At 43.5% G+C, this 20,677-nt stretch carries 16 protein-coding genes and 1 pseudogene; 16 read left to right on the forward strand and 1 reads right to left on the reverse strand.

Translation table 11 applies throughout. From position 1 onward, the window contains the following. From EC328_RS03950 to EC328_RS03980, 7 genes and pseudogenes are all read left to right on the forward strand, one after another. A complete protein-coding gene (locus EC328_RS03950) occupies positions 1–204 on the forward strand; it encodes a PspC domain-containing protein (RefSeq protein WP_128425596.1) in 204 nt (67 codons plus the stop codon). Between the two features lie 12 nt (positions 205–216). Next, the gene (gene hprK / locus EC328_RS03955; RefSeq protein ID WP_128425597.1) at positions 217–1,161 is read left to right on the forward strand and encodes an HPr(Ser) kinase/phosphatase; all 945 of its coding nucleotides are present in this window, start codon (positions 217–219) and stop codon (positions 1,159–1,161) included. 156 nt (positions 1,162–1,317) lie between these two features. Beyond that, a pseudogene (gene nifJ, locus EC328_RS03960) lies at positions 1,318–4,842 on the forward strand (pyruvate:ferredoxin (flavodoxin) oxidoreductase). Between the two features lie 119 nt (positions 4,843–4,961). Further along, positions 4,962–5,855, forward strand: coding sequence for a UDP-N-acetylmuramate dehydrogenase (gene murB, locus EC328_RS03965; RefSeq protein ID WP_240671521.1), 894 nt, complete (start codon positions 4,962–4,964; stop codon positions 5,853–5,855). After that, positions 5,855–6,619, forward strand: a complete 765-nt coding sequence (locus tag EC328_RS03970) for a PHP domain-containing protein (RefSeq protein WP_240671522.1) — start codon at positions 5,855–5,857, stop codon at positions 6,617–6,619. The genes murB and EC328_RS03970 overlap by 1 nt, the downstream gene beginning before the upstream one ends. Before the next feature lie 32 nt (positions 6,620–6,651). Continuing rightward, positions 6,652–7,500 (forward strand): RNase adapter RapZ, encoded by an 849-nt coding sequence (gene rapZ, locus EC328_RS03975; RefSeq protein WP_128425599.1) that lies wholly within the window; start codon positions 6,652–6,654, stop codon positions 7,498–7,500. Positions 7,501–7,523: 23 nt separating this feature from the next. Next, positions 7,524–8,510 carry a gluconeogenesis factor YvcK family protein gene (locus EC328_RS03980; RefSeq protein ID WP_128425600.1) on the forward strand — a complete coding sequence of 329 codons (987 nt, stop codon included), beginning with the start codon at positions 7,524–7,526 and terminating at the stop codon, positions 8,508–8,510. Between the two features lie 235 nt (positions 8,511–8,745). Here EC328_RS03980 and EC328_RS03985 read toward each other — a convergent pair whose 3' ends face one another. Beyond that, positions 8,746–9,786, reverse strand: a complete 1,041-nt coding sequence (locus tag EC328_RS03985; RefSeq protein ID WP_128425601.1) for a M42 family metallopeptidase — start codon at positions 9,784–9,786, stop codon at positions 8,746–8,748. A 112-nt stretch (positions 9,787–9,898) separates the two neighbouring features. Here EC328_RS03985 and EC328_RS03990 point away from each other — a divergent pair, with 112 nt between their 5' ends. The 9 genes from EC328_RS03990 (at position 9,899) to EC328_RS04030 (ending at position 20,673) form a co-directional block, all read left to right on the forward strand. Then, positions 9,899–10,342 carry an NUDIX hydrolase gene (locus EC328_RS03990; RefSeq protein ID WP_240671523.1) on the forward strand — a complete coding sequence of 148 codons (444 nt, stop codon included), beginning with the start codon at positions 9,899–9,901 and terminating at the stop codon, positions 10,340–10,342. Positions 10,343–10,346: 4 nt separating this feature from the next. After that, entirely contained in the window at positions 10,347–11,300 is a 954-nt protein-coding gene (gene whiA / locus EC328_RS03995; RefSeq protein ID WP_128425602.1) for a DNA-binding protein WhiA, read from the forward strand. A gap of 2 nt (positions 11,301–11,302) precedes the next feature. Continuing rightward, positions 11,303–11,569, forward strand: a complete 267-nt coding sequence (locus EC328_RS04000) for an HPr family phosphocarrier protein (protein ID WP_128425603.1) — start codon at positions 11,303–11,305, stop codon at positions 11,567–11,569. 8 nt (positions 11,570–11,577) lie between these two features. Then, entirely contained in the window at positions 11,578–11,964 is a 387-nt protein-coding gene (locus EC328_RS04005) for a GrdX family protein (RefSeq protein ID WP_128425604.1), read from the forward strand. A gap of 122 nt (positions 11,965–12,086) precedes the next feature. Next, a complete protein-coding gene (locus tag EC328_RS04010; RefSeq protein WP_128425605.1) occupies positions 12,087–15,551 on the forward strand; it encodes a DNA polymerase III subunit alpha in 3,465 nt (1,154 codons plus the stop codon). A 34-nt stretch (positions 15,552–15,585) separates the two neighbouring features. Then, positions 15,586–16,545: a 6-phosphofructokinase gene (gene pfkA, locus EC328_RS04015; RefSeq protein ID WP_128425606.1), complete on the forward strand. Its 960-nt coding sequence runs from the start codon at positions 15,586–15,588 to the stop codon at positions 16,543–16,545. Between the two features lie 11 nt (positions 16,546–16,556). Continuing rightward, positions 16,557–18,314 carry a pyruvate kinase gene (gene pyk / locus EC328_RS04020; RefSeq protein ID WP_128425607.1) on the forward strand — a complete coding sequence of 586 codons (1,758 nt, stop codon included), beginning with the start codon at positions 16,557–16,559 and terminating at the stop codon, positions 18,312–18,314. 37 nt (positions 18,315–18,351) lie between these two features. Continuing rightward, positions 18,352–18,993, forward strand: a complete 642-nt coding sequence (locus EC328_RS04025; RefSeq protein ID WP_240671524.1) for a GntR family transcriptional regulator — start codon at positions 18,352–18,354, stop codon at positions 18,991–18,993. Between the two features lie 315 nt (positions 18,994–19,308). Continuing rightward, positions 19,309–20,673 (forward strand): MATE family efflux transporter, encoded by a 1,365-nt coding sequence (locus EC328_RS04030; RefSeq protein ID WP_240671525.1) that lies wholly within the window; start codon positions 19,309–19,311, stop codon positions 20,671–20,673. Positions 20,674–20,677: the final 4 nt, after the last annotated feature.

Consider the following 20,677-nt stretch of genomic DNA (forward strand, 5'->3'; position numbering starts at 1 on the left):
ATGGATAAAAGGCTTTACTTGTCTGATACTGACAAAAAAATCGCAGGGGTATGTGGTGGCATTGCAGAGTATTTCGGAATAGACTCCACGCTGATAAGACTTGGCTGGGTGTTTCTGCTTTTGCCGACAGCCTTTATAGGCGGTATAGTGATGTATTTTCTGGCAGCTGCAATTATACCACATAGACCGCCAGAGGGGATGTAAAGGAGAATGCCTATGGATCACGTTTTATTGATCGATTTGATAAATGAACTTGGACTTGAACGCATATATGTCTCCGACGATGTTGAATATGTAAGGATTGAGACCACTGATATCAGTCGGCCTGGACTTCAGATGGCAGGTTACTATGAAAAATTCGTTCCCGAGAGGGTTCAGGTCATTGGAAGTGCAGAGTGGCATTTTTTGAGGGATATGGATGAATCCAATCGACTTGACGTACTGGAGAAGTTCATTCAATATCCTATCCCTGTTATAATAGTAACAAGAGGGAACGAGGTTTTCCCGGAATTGATAGAGCTTTCGAAGAAATACAACAAGACGCTCCTCTATAGTGAGAAGACCACCTCGAAGGTAATAGGTGAGTTGGTTTCTTACCTGGGGCTAAAATTAGCGCCTGAAACAAGTGTTCATGGAGTTTTGCTCGAGGTATTTGGAGTAGGAGTACTGTTGACAGGGAAATCAGGAATCGGTAAATCCGAAACTGCTCTTGACCTTATTACCAGAGGCTGCAGACTGATCTCTGACGATATTGTCGAGATAAAAAGGGTGGAAGATACACTTAGAGGCTCTTGCCCTGAATTGACGCGATACTTCCTTGAAATAAGAGGGATAGGAATACTCGATATTGAAAGGCTATATGGAATAAGTGCAGTGAAGCAGTACGATTATTTGGATATGGTCGTAGAGCTGGAGGCATGGAATCCGGACAAGGAGTATGACAGAGTGGGCCTCGAGGAGGAGACTATTGAGATACTTGGCATAAAGCTGCCAAAGGTTACAATTCCTGTAAAGCCCGGTCGAAGCATAGCTATGATCGTCGAGGTCGCTGCAAAAAACAACCGCCAAAAGAGGCTTGGATACAATGCTGCAGAGGAGCTTAACGAAAGAGTGAGCAAATCTATACAGGAGAGGAAAGCCAACAAGCATGCAAGGAATTAAGCGCTCTTGACAGGCTAAATATGAAGGAATATTAAGTTGACATCCATTTCATTGTTTAATATACTTAAATATGATAGCGGATTTTTTAACAAATTCAGGAGGGCAATGCCCTCTTACATTTTATCAACCATATACCATATCAAGGAGGTACTATACATGGGTAAAGTTATGAAGACCATGGATGGTAACACAGCTGCAGCGTATATATCTTACGCCTTCACAGACGTAGCTGCGATATACCCTATCACACCATCATCGAACATGGCCGAATCAGTAGACGAATGGTCTGCACATGGCAAGACTAATATTTTTGGGCAAAAGGTATTGGTAACAGAGATGCAGTCAGAGGCTGGAGCAGCAGGAGCAGTTCATGGCTCACTTCAGGCAGGAGCTTTGACCACTACATACACAGCATCTCAGGGACTTTTATTGATGGTTCCTAATATGTACAAAATGGCTGGAGAACTTCTGCCGGCAGTATTCCATGTGTCAGCCAGAGCATTGGCTTCACATGCACTCAGCATCTTTGGAGATCATCAGGACGTAATGGCTACAAGACAAACAGGCTTTGCATTACTGGCATCAGGCTCAGTTCAGGAAGTTATGGATCTTGCCGGAGTAGCTCACCTTTGCGCAATAAAAGGAAGAGTTCCCTTCCTTCATTTTTTCGACGGATTCAGAACAAGCCACGAGATTCAGAAGGTTGAGGTTATGGAGTATGATGACCTTGCGAAGCTTCTCGATTGGGATGCTCTTAAAGAATTCAGAAACAGGGCTTTGAACCCTGCCAACCCGGTAACAAGAGGAACTGCACAAAATCCGGATATCTACTTCCAGGCTGCAGAGGCCTCAAATCCATACTACCTTGCAGTACCGGATCTGGTAAATGACTACATGAAGGAAATAAACAAGATAACCGGAAGAGATTACAAACCGTTCAATTACTACGGACACCCTGAGGCTGAATATGTAATGGTGGCCATGGGCTCTGTAACAGAGGCAGCTGAAGAGGTAGTCGACTACCTGATGGCTAAAGGCGAGAAGGTTGGTTTGATGAAGGTACACCTTTACAGACCATTCTCAGAGAAATATTTCTTCGATGTAATGCCTTCATCCGTGAAGAGAATAGTTGTACTTGACAGGACTAAGGAAAAGGGAGCGCTTGGCGAGCCACTTTATCTGGATATCAAAAACCTGTACTACACCAAGAAGGATCAGCCTATCATAGTTGGCGGTAGATACGGACTTGGCTCAAAGGATACAACGCCTTCACAGATTCTTGCAGTATTTAAGAATCTTAAAGCTGAAAATCCAAAGGACGGGTTCACAGTAGGTATAGTTGACGATGTAACTAACCTTTCACTTCCAGTTGATGAGATAATCGAAACTGAACCAGAGGGAACAATCCAATGCAAATTCTGGGGATTCGGATCTGACGGAACTGTTGGAGCTAATAAGAGCGCCATCAAGATCATAGGTGACGACACGGATATGTATGCACAAGGGTACTTCGCGTACGACTCAAAGAAATCAGGAGGAGTTACTATCTCCCACTTGAGATTTGGGAGCAGCCCGATAAAATCGACTTATCTGATTTCAAACGCTGACTTCATTTCCTGCTCCAAGCAGTCTTATGTACACAGCTATGACCTGCTGAAGGGACTTAAGAAGGGTGGAACCTTCCTTCTGAACTGTCTATGGGACGAGAAGGAGCTTGAAGAGAACCTTCCTGCTTCAATGAAGAGATACATTGCAGAGAACGAGATCAATTTCTATACTATAAACGCTACAAAGATTGCTGTCGAAATCGGCCTTGGCGGAAGAACCAACATGATCATGCAGTCCGCATTCTTCAAGCTTTCCAAGGTACTTCCAATGGAAGTTGCCGTAGAGCACCTTAAGAAATCAGTTATCAAGGATTACGGCAAGAAAGGCGAGAAGATAGTCAATATGAACTATGCAGCAATAGACAAGGGTATCGACGCCCTGGTCAAGATAGAAGTTCCGGCTTCCTGGAAGGATGCTGTGGATGAAAAGGCTGAAGTTAAGGAAGTTCCTGACTTTATAAAGAATGTAGTAGAGCCTATGAACAGACAAGAGGGAGACGACCTTCCAGTAAGCACATTTGTTGGAAGAGAAGACGGTACCTTCCCGCATGGCACCTCTGAATTCGAGAAGAGAGCCATAGCTGTTGACGTACCACATTGGATCAAGGAAAATTGTATCCAATGTAACCAATGTTCATATGTTTGTCCACATGCAGTAATAAGACCTATACTTGTCGATGCAGATGAAAAGGCAAAAGCACCTGAAACCTTCGAGACTCTCGCTCCTACAGGCAAGGGCTTTGAAGGGCTTGAGTACAGGATCTAGGTTTCTCCATTGGATTGTACAGGCTGCGGAAACTGCGCTGATGTATGTCCTGCAAAGGAGAAGGCTCTTGTAATGACTCCATTCGAGGAAGAGTACGAAGTACACTCCAAGAATTGGGAATTTGCAATGACTGTAAAGAACAAAGGCGACAGATTTGAAACCAATATATTGAAAAACACTCAATTCCAGCAACCACTTCTTCAGTTCTCAGGAGCTTGCGCAGGCTGTGGAGAAACTCCCTATGCCAAACTTGTAACTCAGTTGTTTGGAGACAGAATGATGATCGCCAATGCAACTGGATGCTCATCGATTTGGGGAGCGAGTGCTCCCGCTACTCCTTACTGTGCAGGTCAGGACGGAAGAGGACCATCATGGGCTAACTCACTGTTCGAAGACAATGCTGAATTTGGATACGGTATGGCAGTAGCAGTCAAGAAGATCAGGGAAAAAATAAAGCTTGCCATGGAAGATTTCCTGGCAGCTGGAGTAGATTCAGAGCTTAACGAGCATTTCAATGCATGGCTTGCAGGAATGAACGATGCAAATGCCTCAAAAGCAGCTGCTGGAATGATACTGCCAAGACTTGACGTTAAGTTCGGAAATGAAAAAGCAGATGCAGCAATCGAGCTTATAACTGAGCTTAAGGATTACCTTATCAAGAGATCAATGTGGATCTTTGGAGGAGACGGTTGGGCATATGACATCGGATTCGGCGGACTTGATCACGTATTGGCATCTGGTGAGGACATCAACGTTCTTGTATTCGACACTGAGGTTTACTCAAATACAGGAGGACAGTCATCCAAGTCGACTCCAACTGCAGCTGTAGCTAAGTTTGCAGCTTCAGGTAAGAAAATAAGAAAGAAAGACCTTGGTATGATAGCTGCCACCTATGGGTACGTATACGTAGCTCAGGTTGCAATGGGAGCTAACATGAACCAAACTCTCAAGGCTCTTAAGGAAGCAGAGAGCTATGACGGTCCATCACTTGTTATTGCATATGCACCATGTATTAACCACGGAATCAAATCAGGTATGGGAACCACTATTAAGCAAGAAAAGCTTGCAGTTGACACAGGATACTGGCACCTATACAGATTCGATCCAAGACTATCTGATGAAGGCAAGAATCCGTTTGTGCTTGACTCCAAGGAGCCGACAAAACCGGTTACTGACTTCCTTGATTCAGAGGTCAGATATACTTCACTTAAGCTTTCATTCCCAGAGGAAGCTGAGATGCTCTACAAAGCAGCTGAGGTTGCTTCTAAGGCAAGATACGAAGTATACAAGAGAATGGCAAGAGACTAATTACACTGAGCTGTCACCTTCGGGCGGCAGCTTTTTTAGTTAAAGACCCTTCTATGTGGTATAATATAGAGCAGAATGCAATATTTAACAAAGGGTGATAATACAAAATGAATAAATATATGAAATTATTCGATGAACAAGACTTTGTGGACATTAGATTTGATGAGCCAATGTCAGCCCATACATCCTTTAAGATAGGTGGACCAGCAGATGTCCTCATAAGGATAACATCTGAGGAGGAGATGGAAAAAGCTCTAAGGGTATCAAGAGAGAGAGATGTACCTTTATTCATTATGGGTAATGGTTCAAACCTGCTGGTTAAAGATGGTGGGATCAGAGGAGTAGTACTTAAGATCAATGACGGATTTGATCATGTCCGGATCGATGACGATACTATTTATGCTCAGGCAGGTGCTCTGTTGACTGCAGTAAGTAAAGCAGCTCTAAGAGAATCACTGGAGGGCCTGGAGTTCGCAAGCGGTATACCTGGGACTATAGGTGGGGCAATCTCTATGAACGCAGGTGCTTACGGAGGAGAGATGAAGGATGTGGTGACTCTGGTAAGAGCAATTGATAAATATGGGAGGAAGCTCCAGCTTAGTGGGCATGAGATGGAATTTGACTATAGAAACAGCAGAGTCAAAAGGGATGATCTTATAGTTCTGGATGTTGCCATAAAGCTTAAAAAAGGCGATTATACAAAAATAGATGGGAAAATGAAAGAGCTTACCGTTCAAAGGACATCAAAGCAGCCACTTGAAATGCCAAGTGCTGGCAGCACATTTAAGAGGCCGGAGGGATACTTCGCAGGTAAGCTGATTGAAGATTCCGGGCTGAGAGGCTTGAGGCACGGAGATGCTCAGGTTTCAGAAAAACATTGCGGCTTCGTTGTAAACAGAGGTAAATCAACCTGCAAAGAGGTTTTGGAGCTTATAGAAGTGGTACGAAAAACCGTACGGGACAAATTTGAGGTTGAACTGGAAATGGAGATCAAGCTGGCAGGTGAAGACTGATGATCCGTCTTAAGGGTGACTATCATACTCACACCATATACAGCAGTGGATTCAAAAGGAAAGGAACACATGCAAAGGGTACAATAGAGGAGAATGTTGCAGAAGCATATGCGAAGGGCTTGGAGACAATAGTTATCAGCGAGCATGGGCCGGGTCATTACCTATACGGACTTAGGCTTGAAAATCTTCCTATAATGAAAGAAGAGATCATAAGGTTGCGAGAAATTTATGAACCTAAAGGACTTAGTATACTACTTGGGCTTGAATCGAATCTGGTGGGATTGGATGGTGAACTTGACGTAGATGAAGGTATAATAAAGCAACTGGACATCCTTCTTATGGGGTACCACTACGGAGCAACTCCGGGAAGCATATCGGATGCTCTTGGTTTATATGTTACACCTCAGCTTGCCAAGCTGTTTGCAGGCACTATGGAGGGATCCGTTGAAAGAATGACTGAAGCATATATCAAGGCTATGGACAGGTATCCCATTAATATAATAACCCATCCCGGCTCAAAGGCTAAAATTGATATTGTCGAGGTCGCAAAAAAAGCTGCTCGAATTGGGACAGCTTTGGAAATAAGCTCCAAGCACGACGAATTGTCAGTAAAAAGTCTTGAGCTGATCAAGGATATTCCCGTAATGCTGTATCTTAATAGCGATGCACATGATCCAGCAAATGTTGGTGAGGTTGGTAGGGGTATAAAAAAGACTGAGGAATCTGGTATAGACTTAAATAGGATAGTGAATATCGCCCATTAAGCTTGGGCAGATGGATAGGAGAGGTGATAGGGATGGAATTTGTAGTAATTACCGGTATGTCAGGAGCGGGGAAGTCACAGGCGATGAAGGTTATGGAGGACATGGGCTATTACTGCATGGACAATTTGCCGCCAGCACTCCTTTCCAAATTTGCGGAGCTAACCCACAAATCGACAAAGGAGATAAAAAAGGTTGCCGTCGTTGTCGATATAAGAGGCGGGGAATTCTTTGAGACTCTTTTCCAGGGTTTGGACCAGCTCACTGCTATGGGGATCGGTTTCAAGATATTATTTCTGGATTCAGGCAATGACACTTTAATTAAAAGGTATAAGGAGCTTAGAAGGCCTCATCCATTGAATCCTGAAGGGAATCTCCTGGATGGTATAGCTGCTGAGCGTGATGCACTTAAGCAAGTCAAGAGTAGAGCAGACTATATAATTGACACAACCAAGTTGAACCTTGGAATGCTCAAGGAAGAGATGACACGTATATTTATGGAGGGCGAGGAAGCGAGCAAGCTTAGCATATCAGTAACATCCTTCGGGTTTAAGAACGGGATCCTCCTGGACGGGGACCTTGTTTTTGACGTCAGGTTCCTGCCTAATCCATTCTACATTCCCGAGCTGAAGGAATTCTCAGGATTAAAGAATAACGTAAGAGACTACGTTTTCAGTTGGCCTCAAACACAATTATTTATTGAAAAGACAATGGATCTGCTTGAATTTCTCATTCCATATTATATCAAAGAAGGCAAGACACAGTTGGTGGTAGGTATTGGCTGCACTGGCGGCAAGCATAGATCAGTCGCCATAGCGGAAAGGATAGCAGGGCTCCTTAAGGCTGATGGGCACAGGGCTGTTGTTGACCATAGAGATTTGTAAAGCATAATGAAGGGAAATAGATTATGGATAAGATATTGAACAAATCAAAGACACAGCCTAAGGTAGTGGTGTTGGGCGGAGGTACCGGATTATCGGTGCTGTTGAGAGGCTTGAAGGAAAAAACAGAAAATATTACAGCAATTGTAACAGTAGCTGATGATGGAGGAGGAAGCGGGAGGCTTAGAGAAGATCTTGGCATGTTGCCCCCCGGCGATATAAGATCTTGTCTTCTGGCACTTGCAAACACTGAACCCAATATGGCAAAACTTTTAGGGCACAGATTTTCTGAGGGCGTGCTTAAGGGACAAAGCTTTGGGAATTTGTTTATTGCAGCAATGAACGAGATACATGGCAGCTTCGAAAAGGCCATAAAAGAGACGAGCAACGTACTTTCCATAACAGGTAAGGTACTGCCAGTAACTCTCGCCAATGCAAGACTCATTGCACAGCTTGAGGATGGCACGATAGTTGAGGGAGAGTCTATGATACCTGAAATAGCTAAGGCGAGGGGTACGAGTATAGCCCGGATGACAATGACACCGGAGAGATCTTATCCGCTTGTGGAGGCGGTCAAATCTATCAAGGAAGCAGACCTTATAGTACTGGGACCAGGGAGCTTATACACTTCCGTGATCCCCAATCTGTTGGTAAAAAATATGGTCCTTCATATAAATAAGGCAAAAGCACCAGTAGTTTATGTGTGTAATGTAATGACTCAGCCAGGCGAAACCGACGGGTACGGAGTCATCCAGCATGTGGATGCGATAATCAGGCACTCTATGGATGGATTTCTGGATTATGTAATAGCCAATACCGAAAGTATACCTAATGATGTTTTAACAAGGTACGGAAGCGATGGAGCAGTTCCTGTGTGCATCCAAAAGGGTGAGGAAAAAGAGCTCAATAAGAGAGGAATCAAGCTAATCGAGGGCAAGCTCATAGATGTGAAAAATGAATATATACGCCACGACACAGACCTTTTAAGCGATATGCTCATAAAGCTGGTATAATCAATTCACAATTCATAATTCACATTTCACAATTGATAGTAAAAAAGGATCCTTTGTAACACTTGAAATGACTTATTTCTGTCATCCCGACTGAAGTAGAGGGATCTCAAAAAAAAGGTCCTTCGTTATACTCAGAATGATAATGAACTGTCAATCTGAGAGGAACGAAGGATCTTTTATATCGTGAATCTCTATAATTGTTATTAGTGAAAGTGAATCGGGAATTTTCACCTAACTACTTTTCGGTCAAATATGCAACTCCAAGCTTTATGGTCTCTTCTATGGCATCCCTGTGTGTTCTCTCAAAGGAGTGGGACGCATCCACACCTGGTCCTATCAATCCGACCTTTAAGTCGTAGCCGGATCTTAGGGCTGCGGATCCGTCGGAGCCGTAATATGGGTAAATATCCATCTTGTAGCGAATATTATTTGCTTTGCAAAGCTCAACCAGCCTCTTTCTAAGCTCCAGATCATAGGGGCCTGTGCTATCCTTTGCACATATGGTAACCGAGAACTCATCTGAGGTCTGCCCCTCCCCGGGAGCTGCCATGTCAACAGCTATAAATTCGAAGGTATCATCAGGTATTGCAGCAGATGCACCATGACCGACCTCTTCGTAGTTGCTTATAAAGAAATGGGTTGTAAACTTTGGAGATAGTCCTTCATTTATGATCTGTTTTGCAATGCCATATATCGCTATTACTCCTGCCTTGTCATCAAGATGTCTCGATTTGATGAAGCCTGATGGAGTGACCACTACCCTTGGATCAAAGCTTACGAAATCGCCGACCTGGATTCCCAATGACTCAACATCCTCACGATTTGAAACAACCTCATCCAGTCGGACCTCCATATTTGAGGTCGTTCTGTCAAGAGTTCTGGTTTCGTCACCATGAACATGTGAGGAAGCTTTGGTTATGATCAAGGTTCCTGTATACTTTTTACCGTCAAGAGTCGAAATTTGAACGTGCTCTCCCTCAACCGTACTCATAATATAGCCTCCGAGCTGCGACAGCTTTAATCTTCCATTATCCTTTATTTCCTTGACCATAGCGCCAAGAGTATCGACATGGCCTGACAAGGTTACGGACTTAGAAGTATCATTTCCTGGAATAGTAGCGATCAGCGCACCTTTACCGGTTAGGACGGTCTTAATCCCCAGCTCCCTAAAAAGATTTCCGACAAAATCTATTGCTGCAGAGGTATCGCCGGTTGGACTTGGAATCTTAAGAAGACCTGCAAGTTTTTCAACTATTTCATTCATTTCTATATACATAAATATCCTCCTTCACTATAATAAATACATTATACCCAAAATGTACTCAAGGGGCTATTATCTGTGAAAATGTTTACAAAACGCTGATGAAATGTTGTATAATTAATATGATATGGATCAAAATGGGCTATTGGGAGTGGTATCAATGGTAGAGGTAAGCTCTGGAGGAGTGGTGGTATTCGGCAATACTATACTTCTATTGAAGAAGTACAACGGAGACTGGGTCCTTCCTAAGGGAAGACTTGAAAAAGGAGAAACCTTTAAGACTGCAGCTCTTAGAGAAGTCCTGGAGGAGTCCGGGGTCAAGGGTGAGGTCATAGAATATATAGGTGAGGTCAATTACAAGTACAAGAATCTCAGAGAGGATGAGGTCGTTTATAAGACGGTCCATTGGTATCTTATGAGAACAGGCTCCATGGACTGTGTACCTCAACGCAAGGAAGGCTTTGTGGACGCCAGGTTCGTTCATATGGACAAGGCAAAGGATCTTGTAAGGTATTCGGATGAAAGAAAGGTTATTCTGAAGGGAATAGAAATACTGAAGCAAACGAGGTGATTTCATGTCATTCTCTTCAACAACGAAGAATGAACTGTCGAGAATAAACATAGAGAGCAGCTGCTGTGCCTTAGCGGAGCTGTCAGCATTGGTAAGGATGAATGGATCTATCCAGATTACCGGGATGCAGAATATAAACCTAAAGTTTACTACTGAAAATGCAGCCATAGCAAGAAGGATCTTTTCTATACTTAAGCTTTTATACCATACAGAGATCGAAGTTATGGTACGAAGAAACAAACAGCTGAAGAAGAACAACAATTATCTGATCGTTATTCATGATCAAGAAATTTCCCAAAGAGTCCTTGATGATGTAGGATTTATAACAAAGGACAGGAAGAATCTTTTTGACCCAAGCTACGAGATGCCAGCAGAGCTTATATCCAGCCGGTGTTGCAGAAGGAGCTATATAAGGGGGTCATTTCTTGGTGGTGGATCACTAAGCAATCCGGAAAAAACCTATCATCTGGAGTTTGTCACAAATCACGAGAGCCACGCAGAAAACCTCAGGGACATAATAAATTCATTTGACTTGACGTCAAAAATAATTCAGAGGAAGGAAAACTATGTGGTATACATCAAGGAGGGTGAGCAAATAGTCGACATCCTGAACATAATTGGGGCTCATCAGGCACTCTTGAAGCTTGAGGACATTAGAGTTCTTAAGGAAGTGAGAAACAACATCAACCGTCTCGTTAACTGTGAGACGGCAAATCTCGAAAAAACCATAGAGGCATCTATGAGACAAATAGAAAGCATTGAGCTTATCAAAAAAAAGCTGGGACTATCCAGATTGCCTGATAACCTGCGGGAGATCGCAGAGCTAAGGCTTGAATATCCGGATGCGTCACTAAAGGAAATAGGGGAATTGGCGAGTCCGCCTGTAGGGAAATCGGGAGTTAACCACAGATTTAGAAAAATCGAAGAAATCGCTGAAGAGCTTAAAGGAGGAGAATAGAGATGGAGAAGAGGAAGGTAGAGCTTAAAAACCCGGAGGGTCTGCATGCAAGACCGGCCGCACTTTTTGTAAAGGTTGCAAATAGGTATGAAAGCGAACTGGATATCCAGTCGGAGGCAAGGACGGTCAATGGAAAGAGCATAATCGGGATAATGTCACTTGGAGCATTTCAGGGTGAGGAAATAACACTCATCACCAGAGGACCTGATGAGAAGGAAATGGCTGATGCACTTGCAAAGCTTATAGAGGAAGGCTTCCAGGAGGTATAACCGCCGGGATGAAGAATATAATTGTTACAAACAACTATTTAGTTCGTGATAAATTCAACAGTTTGTTTGAGATAGAATTTGTGGAAGGTCTTGATTATTTAGAGGTCCTTTCAATAGTAAGGGACAAACTGCATATTGGGCATCAGCTGCTGACCCATCCTTTGTCAGGCAGTATCAAACCGAATGAGACACCCTACAAGAGCGTCGTGATATCCGGCAAGAGGGCTGAGCTTGACCAGTCAGGGCTTATTATTGTAGAGGAGAGCATAGTCACTGCATCAAAGTTCATAGCGAACAAGCCTACACCCAACTGGCCTGAAGGGATACTGGACGACTTCAGAGTTATAGATCTGTCCCTTATGGAAAATGTCATTGAAAGACTCGGGCATAGGTAGAAGTATAAGGCAATCGAAAACATATTAGTCAGATGGATAAGATGGCTTCCACATTGAGGAAGTCTTTCTTTTTTTTGCTTTTGTATGATAAAATATCAATATGACTGACAGGGAGTGAGATCATGAAGAAAAACTTTGCACACCTACACGTTCATACTGAATACAGCCTTCTGGACGGTTCTATAAGGATAAAGGATCTTATCTCTCAGACCAAGGCACTTGGCATGGACTCTATTGCAATTACCGACCATGGTGCTATGTTTGGTGTGGTCCAGTTTTTTCAGGAGGCAAAGAAGCAAGGCATTAAGCCAATACTCGGTTCTGAGGTATACGTTGCTATTAATAGCAGATTTGACCGGGATCCAAAGGATAAGAGTCAATATCACCTCGTATTACTGGCAAAGAGCAACAAAGGCTATGAGAATCTTATGAAGGTGGTTTCGGAGGGGTATGTTAACGGATTCTACTATAGACCGAGAGTAGATCATGAGATACTTGAAAAATACAGCGAGGATATAATCTGTTTGTCTGCATGCCTTGGTGGAGAGGTACAGCAACAGCTTCTTGACAATAACTACCAAAAAGCCAGGGAGACTGCCTTGCTATATGACAGGATATACGGCAGAGGGAATTTTTTTCTTGAGCTTCAGGATCATGGTATACGTGAGCAGGTCGTCGTAAATGAGGAGCTTAGAAAACTAAGCAGAGAGACAGGCATTCCTTTGGTCGCAACCAATGATGTCCATTATCTAAGGAAAGAGGACGCAAGGGTGCACGACGTTCTGTTATGTGTTCAGACAGGAAAGACAGTTGTCGATGAGGATCGGATGAAATTCCCATCGGAAGAATTTTACCTTAAGGCACCGGATGAAATGGAGGATCTTTTCCCTGAAGATATCGCTGCTTTGATGAACACTGTTGATATTGCCGAACGCTGCAATGTAGAGCTGGAGTTTGGTAAACTCCATCTCCCAAGCTATAAGGTTCCTGAAGGATCAGATAAGGAAGTATATTTCAGAAACCTTTGCATTGAAGGCCTTCGAAACAGATACCACGATATTACTCCTGAAATAATGGAGCGCTTTGAATATGAGCTTTCAGTCATAACTCAGATGGGGTATATAGATTATTTCCTTATTGTATGGGACTTTATAAAATATGCCAGAGACAACGGGATAATGGTAGGACCAGGAAGAGGATCGGCAGCTGGAAGCATAGTATCCTATGCCTTGAATATAATCGACATTGACCCTTTGGAGTACGGGCTTCTCTTTGAAAGATTCCTTAACCCGGAGAGAATAACTATGCCTGATATAGACATAGATTTCTGTTACGAGAGACGTGAGGAAGTGATCCAGTACGTCATTGAGAAGTACGGAGCAGACAGGGTTGCCCAGATCGCGACATTTGGTACGATGGCAGCCCGTGGAGCTATAAGGGATGTTGGCAGGGCTGTAAATATGCCTTACGGAGAAGTGGATTACATTGCCAAACAGATACCTGCAGAGCTTGGGATAACCATAGACAGAGCTCTTGAAATAAGCAAGACGTTAAAGACTGAGTATGACGAAAACCCGGAGACACGGCAGCTAATTGATCTGGCAAGAGCAGTTGAAGGACTACCAAGACACACCTCCACTCATGCCGCAGGTGTCGTGATTTCAAAGGAGCCAATCACCAAATATGCTCCACTATTGAGGAACAACGACGCCATTACCACCCAGTACACAATGCTTGAGCTGGAGGAATTAGGTCTGTTAAAAATGGATTTTTTGGGTCTTAGAACTCTTACAGTAATTAGGGATTCCGTTGACCTGATCAAGCGTGAGCATGGAAGGGAGATAGATTTTTCCAGGCTGTCGATGGATGACCCCAAGGTACTACAGTTGTTTGCCAGGGCAGAGACTCTTGGGATTTTTCAGTTTGAAAGTGCCGGCATGAGAGCATTCCTGAAGGAGCTAAAGGCGGATGCTTTTGAGGACCTTATCGCTGCGAATTCGCTGTTCCGGCCGGGGCCTATGAACCAGATACCAACCTTTGTAGCCTGCAAGCACGATCCATCCCTTATTACCTATCTCCACCCAACTCTGGAGCCGATACTGGATGTTACCTACGGCTGCATAGTGTATCAGGAGCAGGTAATGGAAATAGTGAGAAAGCTCGGTGGATATTCCTTTGGAAGAGCAGATCTTGTAAGAAGGGCAATGGGAAAGAAAAAGATGGATGTGATGGAGAAGGAAAGAAGGAACTTCATCTACGGACAGACAGATGAAAATGGAGAAATTTTGCTTACAGGAGCCATAAGGAATGGGGTGGACGAGACCACTGCCTCCAGAATATTCGACCTGATGATAGATTTTGCCAACTATGCATTCAATAAGTCACACTCTGCGGCATATGCTGTTATCGCTTACAGAACTGCATGGTTAAAGGTATACTATCCTGTGGAATTCATGGCTGCACTGATATCCTCTATCATGGGAAATACATCGCAGGTATCGCTGTATATTCAGGAATGTAAAAGACTGAATATAGAGGTTCTGCCTCCTGATATAAATCACTCAGAGGGCAAATTCACAGTAGACAAAGCAAGGATAAGATATGGCCTGTCAGCGGTGAAGAATGTGGGAGATAACCTAATCAATGCAATAATACAGGCGAGGAATGACGGAAGATTTAACAGCTTCACTGAATTCATCGAGAGAATCGAGAAAACTGACAGCTCAGTAATGAATAAGAGAGCTGTTGAAAGCCTTATAAAAGCGGGTGCAATGGATTCTCTCGGAGCCAACAGAGCTCAGCTGTTGTCGATATTTGAAAAGACGATAGACGGGATCCACTCGGACAGAAAAAGGAATCTTGAAGGACAATTCTCCCTTTTCGACAATGGTAAAACCAGCTACGATGATAAACTGCCTGACCTTAGGGAATTTCCCCAAAATACTCTATTGCAGATGGAAAAGGAAATTTTGGGTATATACATCTCCGGGCACCCATTGATGCCTTACGAAAGAGAAATCAAACTGCTTTCAACCTTCTCAACAGCGGATTTGATCTCAGAGGGCATGGATGGACAAATGGAGCCTGCGGGAGCAAGGGACGGACAGAGGGTTGCAATAGCTGGATTGGTGATTGAAAGGAAAAACAAGGTCACAAGAAACAATAATATGATGGCATTTGTGACACTTGAGGATCTGTATGGAGCGATAGAGTGTATAGTTTTCCCAGCCATTTATGAAAAAAGCTCAAATCTTATAGAGGAAGACAGCATTGTACTTGTTGAGGGAAGGCTATCAATATCAGAAGTTGAGGATCCTAAGATTATTGTTGAAAAGATTTCTCCGATCAAAAAGCTTAACTTTGAAAAAATATATCTTAAGCTTCAGAGATCCACAAGACCTGATATCCTCGGCGACGTCAAGGGTATTCTGTCTAAATATCCGGGAGAAACACCGGTCTATGTATTTTTCGAGAAGGAGAATAAAATGGTTGCGGCCGACAGGAGCCTGTGGATCAAAAAAGGAAGCAGTGAGGCCATTGAGGAGCTGCAAGATCTTTTAGGCAAGGATTGCGTGAAATTGTCCTGAATGTTAGGGGTATAAAAAGTTAAAGGAGGTAGCTATGAAGACAATCGGAGTTCTAACCAGCGGAGGCGATGCGCCTGGAATGAATGCTGCAATAAGAGCAGTAGTAAGAGCCGGGATTTATAATAACGTAAGAATGCTTGGAATACAACAGGGCTACCAGGGACTGATCAATGGTGATCTTGACGATATGGACGTTTCCTCAGTGGCTGACATTTTGCATAGAGGCGGCACGATCCTTAGAACTGCAAGGTCTGAGGAGTTCATGACACCTGAAGGGTTCAGGAAGGCCCTTAACGTTATAGATGTATATAACATGGATGGGCTGGTGGTCCTGGGAGGAGATGGAAGCTTCAAGGGAGCAAGGGAGCTGGCAAAGGTTGGAGTAAACACCATTGGGATACCCTGTACTATCGACAATGATCTGGCCTATACCGACTACACCATAGGTTTCATGACCGCAGTGGAGACCGCGGTAGATGCAATAGGAAAAATAAGGGACACATCCTCTGCCCATGGGCGGGCAAATGTTATCGAGGTAATGGGGAGACATTGCGGTGATATTGCACTATATGCCGGAGTGGCTGGTGGTGCGGAGAGCATTGTAGTTCCTGAAAAGGATTTTGATGTTGAAGAAATCTGCCAAAGGCTTCTCAAGGGCAGGAATAGAGGAAAGCTGCACCATATAATAGTATTTGCAGAGGGAGTAGGAAATGCCTATGAGCTCACAAAGGAGATTGAGGAAAAGACAGGCATAGAGACCAAGCTTACTGTATTGGGATACATTCAAAGGGGGGGGAGTGCTTCATCTTTTGACAGAATACTTGCCAGCAGGATGGGCATGAGAGCAGTTGAGCTCCTGCTGGATGGGAAATCAAACCGTGCATTGGGATTTAAGTGCAATGAGATCGTCGATGTAGACATAAACGAGGCACTATCCATGAAAAAGAATTTTGAGGATGATCTTTACGAGACAGCCAAGGTGCTGTCTATTTAGGAGGAATTTATATGATGAAGAAAACCAAGATAGTGGCTACCATAGGGCCAGCCTCTGAATCAGAGGAGATGTTGAGAAAACTTATAGCACAGGGAGTAAATGTGTGCAGGCTAAATTTTTCACATGGAAGCCACGAGGAACATCAGGTAAGGATAGATGCTATAAAGAAGGTCAGACAAGAGATGAATGCTCCGGTTGCAATTATGCTGGATACAAAGGGGCCTGAGATCAGACTTGGCAAATTCAAGGACGGAGTGGTCGAGATCAAGCAAGGTCAGGAGTTCACACTGACCACCAGAGAGGTAGAGGGCGATTCAAGCATGATCACTGTCTCCTACAAGGATATGCCAAATGACGTTTCCATAGACGGGATCGTGCTTATAGATGATGGTCTTGTAGAATTCAAGGTCGTTGATAAAACTGAAACAGACATAAAATTGATTGCGCTTAATGAAGGAATCTTAAAGAACAATAAGGGTGTAAACGTGCCCAATGTCAGCATAAATCTTCCCGCTCTCACTGAAAAGGATATTGGAGACATCTTATTCGGAATAAGGAATGAGGTTGATTTTATAGCAGCTTCCTTTGTAAGAAAAGCATCAGACGTAAATGACATAAGAAGGATCCTAGAGGAGAATGGCGGGCTCGATATCGACATAATATCCAAAATAGAAAATCAGCAGGGCCTGGATAATATTGATGAAATAATAAATGTCTCCGACGGAATAATGGTGGCAAGAGGAGATCTTGGCGTCGAAGTCCCGACAGAGGAGATCCCGCTTATCCAAAAGACCTTGATCAGAAAGTGCAATCAGGTTGGCAAGCCTGTAATAACAGCAACTCAGATGCTTGATTCCATGATAAGAAACCCAAGGCCTACCAGAGCCGAGGTAACTGACGTAGCGAATGCTATCATTGACGGAAGCAGTGCGGTCATGCTCTCAGGAGAGACCGCTGCGGGGAAATACCCCCTTGAAGCAGTGAGGACAATGTACAATATATGCATAAACACTGAAAATTCTCTTGATTACAGAGAGATCCTGAAGATCAGGTCAGGTGCAAATGAGATCACTACTACCAACGCAATTTCCAAGGCAACGGTTAATACTGCTCAAGACCTTGGGGCTAAGGCAATAATAACAGCGACATCTTCAGGTTATACATCCAGAGCCATATCCAAGTTCAGACCCAAGGCTCCAATAATAGCAGTCACCACCAAACCTTACGTCGTAAGAAAGCTGGCCCTTGAATGGGGAGTGCACCCCATCCTTGCTCCTGCCTGTGAGTCTACTGACGAGGTACTTGACAATTCAATCCATGCGTCAATGGAGGCGGGATTTGTAGAAGAGGGAGATTTGGTCGTTATAACTGCGGGCATACCCGTAGGACTTTCAGGAACAACGAACCTTATAAAAGTACACACCATAGGAAAAGTACTTCTTACAGGCATGGGAATTGGAAACAGGGTAGGAACAGGCAGGGTAGTTGTTGGGAACTCGGAGGATGAGCTATTGTCCAAGTTTGAAGATGGAGATGTTCTTGTATGCAGAGCAACCTATAGAGACATGGTCAAATTTATGGAAAGAGCCTCAGCAGTCATAGCTGAGGAAGGAGGACTTACATCCCACTGTGCCATAGTAGGCCTGAATCTGAACAAGCCAACAGTAGTCGGTGCAACAAATGCCACACAGCTTCTTAATGAGGGAGACATAGTCACTGTCGACGGAATCACAGGACAGGTTTACAAAGGTGAAGCAAAAGTGTTATAATCCACATTATAAATGACAATGCGAGGAGTATGGTAAGATGATAGAAGGCAGAATAGAGACTGAAGAGCTTTATGCCCTTATAAGAAAGAGAATAATCCAGCTTCAGTACCAACCTGGGGAGATACTGAACGAAGCAGATCTTGCAGATGAATTCGGTGTCAGCAGAACGCCGGTCAGAAGGGTTTTCCAGCTGCTTAGTACAGATAAGCTGATCAATGTAGTACCCAGATACGGAGCGCAGGTTGCACCAGTTGATTTCAGGAGAATGAAGGCCGTATTCGAGGTTACCAGGGAGTTGGATCCCTTTGCAACAAGACTTGCAGTAGAGAGGATCAGCAAGGATAAAATCCACGAGCTACAGGAGATAGTGGACAGGATAAACAAATACCATATTGAAACTGACTACCAAAAGGCCATCGACGACGACGAAAAATTTCATGAGATAATTCTGGAAAGCTGTGGCAACGAGTGGCTTCAGGACATACTAACCTCGCTTCACTACCACACAGAAAGGCTTTGGCACTATTGTGAAAGCTATTTCAACAGCATCGATCTTTTTTCAGAAACTCTGACAAGTATCCTTGAAGCAATCAAGGATGGTGACTCTGAGAAAGCAGAGCAGCACTCAAGAGACCATATAGATCAATTCGTATCAAGAATTAAAAGTGAAATGCTATAGAGTATAGGTAAATCTCATCCAAAAATGACTTGGAGCCGTTGGTGTATTCGTAGGTCTTTTGGTCCCATTCAACAGACTTGTAAATATTATATACGTAATAAAAGGATATGCCGGGATATTTCTGCTGGTATTTATGACAATAAAAAGAGTAAGAGTCTCTGTTTTGAAGGGGAATACTCTGAAACAGATTACATGATGCAATTAAGCCTGAGGGAAGCACCTCAGGCTATTTTTTTACCTCAAATCCTTCTCAACCCATATAAACACTGGTATAATAATTTGGTGATACGAAATATCCTTGAGGGGGAGTAGAGCTTGAAGAGCAGCAGAAAAGAACTAATTCTAAACGGAAACATCTATAGGGTGCTCCTTACTCTTTCAATACCTCTAATGGTAAACAGTATGATCCAAACGATGTACAATTTGGTGGATGGTATATGGGTCAGCAGGATATCATCTGTACATTTTGCAGCAACTTCATTCGTCTTTCCAGTAAATTTTCTCTTTATTGCACTTGGTATCGGACTTTCCATAGCTGGAACGTCAATACTCTCCCAGCTTGTGGGATCTGGCAGGGAGGAGCTCGGCAGGAGATACACAACTCAGATAATAGCAGCCTCCGTGCTGCTTTCAGTTGTTTTTGCAATAATTGGCTTTATGCTAAGTCCTTTTATCGTCAAGTCCATGGGAGGCACAGGTGATATCCTAAAGTATGGGAACATCTACCTTAGGATCACTTTTTTGGAGTTGCCCTTCATATTTCTTTTCTTCAATATCAACTCAATAAAAAATGCCCAGGGGGATACTCTCACTCCTACTATCTTAAGCGGCATATCGGCTCTTATGAACATGATCCTGGACCCAATCTTTATCTTCACCTTTGGGGGGGGTGTTGCGGGAGCTGCGTGGGCTACTGTTCTCTCCAGAGCTCTCCTCGCCGGTTATGGAGCAAAGCTGATATTCGACAGAAACAATATCCTAAGACCTGATTTCAAGAATTTCAGGTTTGATAAGAGTATTCTTGATGAAATCATAAGAGTAGGACTTCCTGCTACAATAGGTCAGTCAGGCGCAGCCTTTGGCTTCATAATACTGAACGGCTTCATCGTTTCCTATGGAACTGCAACTATGGCAGCATTTGGAATGGTTAACAGGATAACATCTCTGATAATGCAGCCGGCGATGGGAATAGGAGCAGCTTTAACAGCAGTTATTGGTCAAAATATCGGTGCAGGGAAGATCGACAGGTCAAGAGAATCCTTCAATAAGGCCAGCATTTTAACTCTTACAATGGGGGTAGTTGGGTGTATTTTTCTATTGATATTTAACGAAAAATTGGTAAATTTCTTCATCCAGTCTAAGGACGATCCTGAAGTAATCAGACAAGGCATAACTTACATGGCTTATGTTGCCTTTACCATGCCATTGATGGGAATGTTCAGCGTATTTCAGGGTGTTTTCCAGGGCTCGGGACACACAAGGTACTCAATGGCAATGGAGGTTGGCAGGCTATGGCTCGTCAGGATACCCATGATCCTTCTATTCAAAAACTACACTCAGCTGGGTTCATCAGGAATCTGGATAGCAATGAGCGCAAGCAACCTGATTGTGGATATTTATGGGTACTATATATACAAGAAGGACAACTGGAGCCAGGGAATACTAAATTCTGCATCATAGGAAA

Origin of the sequence: Gudongella oleilytica, assembly GCF_004101785.1 — a bacterium.
Lineage (GTDB): Bacteria > Bacillota > Clostridia > Tissierellales > Tissierellaceae > Gudongella > Gudongella oleilytica.

Bases quoted from the DNA above. Each gene is read 5' to 3' on its own strand.
- EC328_RS03980 (WP_128425600.1), top strand. From the start codon at position 7,524: ATGGATAAGATATTGAACAAATCAAAGACACAGCCTAAGGTAGTGGTG.
- EC328_RS04000 (WP_128425603.1), top strand. From the start codon at position 11,303: ATGGAGAAGAGGAAGGTAGAGCTTAAAAACCCGGAGGGTCTGCATGCA.
- rapZ (WP_128425599.1), top strand. From the start codon at position 6,652: ATGGAATTTGTAGTAATTACCGGTATGTCAGGAGCGGGGAAGTCACAG.
- whiA (WP_128425602.1), top strand. From the start codon at position 10,347: ATGTCATTCTCTTCAACAACGAAGAATGAACTGTCGAGAATAAACATA.
- hprK (WP_128425597.1), top strand. From the start codon at position 217: ATGGATCACGTTTTATTGATCGATTTGATAAATGAACTTGGACTTGAA.
- EC328_RS03990 (WP_240671523.1), top strand. From the start codon at position 9,899: ATGGATCAAAATGGGCTATTGGGAGTGGTATCAATGGTAGAGGTAAGC.
- pyk (WP_128425607.1), top strand. From the start codon at position 16,557: ATGATGAAGAAAACCAAGATAGTGGCTACCATAGGGCCAGCCTCTGAA.
- EC328_RS04025 (WP_240671524.1), top strand. From the start codon at position 18,352: ATGATAGAAGGCAGAATAGAGACTGAAGAGCTTTATGCCCTTATAAGA.
- EC328_RS03950 (WP_128425596.1), top strand. From the start codon at position 1: ATGGATAAAAGGCTTTACTTGTCTGATACTGACAAAAAAATCGCAGGG.
- EC328_RS03985 (WP_128425601.1), bottom strand. From the start codon at position 9,786: ATGTATATAGAAATGAATGAAATAGTTGAAAAACTTGCAGGTCTTCTT.
- pfkA (WP_128425606.1), top strand. From the start codon at position 15,586: ATGAAGACAATCGGAGTTCTAACCAGCGGAGGCGATGCGCCTGGAATG.
- EC328_RS04010 (WP_128425605.1), top strand. From the start codon at position 12,087: ATGAAGAAAAACTTTGCACACCTACACGTTCATACTGAATACAGCCTT.
- EC328_RS03970 (WP_240671522.1), top strand. From the start codon at position 5,855: ATGATCCGTCTTAAGGGTGACTATCATACTCACACCATATACAGCAGT.
- murB (WP_240671521.1), top strand. From the start codon at position 4,962: ATGAAATTATTCGATGAACAAGACTTTGTGGACATTAGATTTGATGAG.
- EC328_RS04005 (WP_128425604.1), top strand. From the start codon at position 11,578: ATGAAGAATATAATTGTTACAAACAACTATTTAGTTCGTGATAAATTC.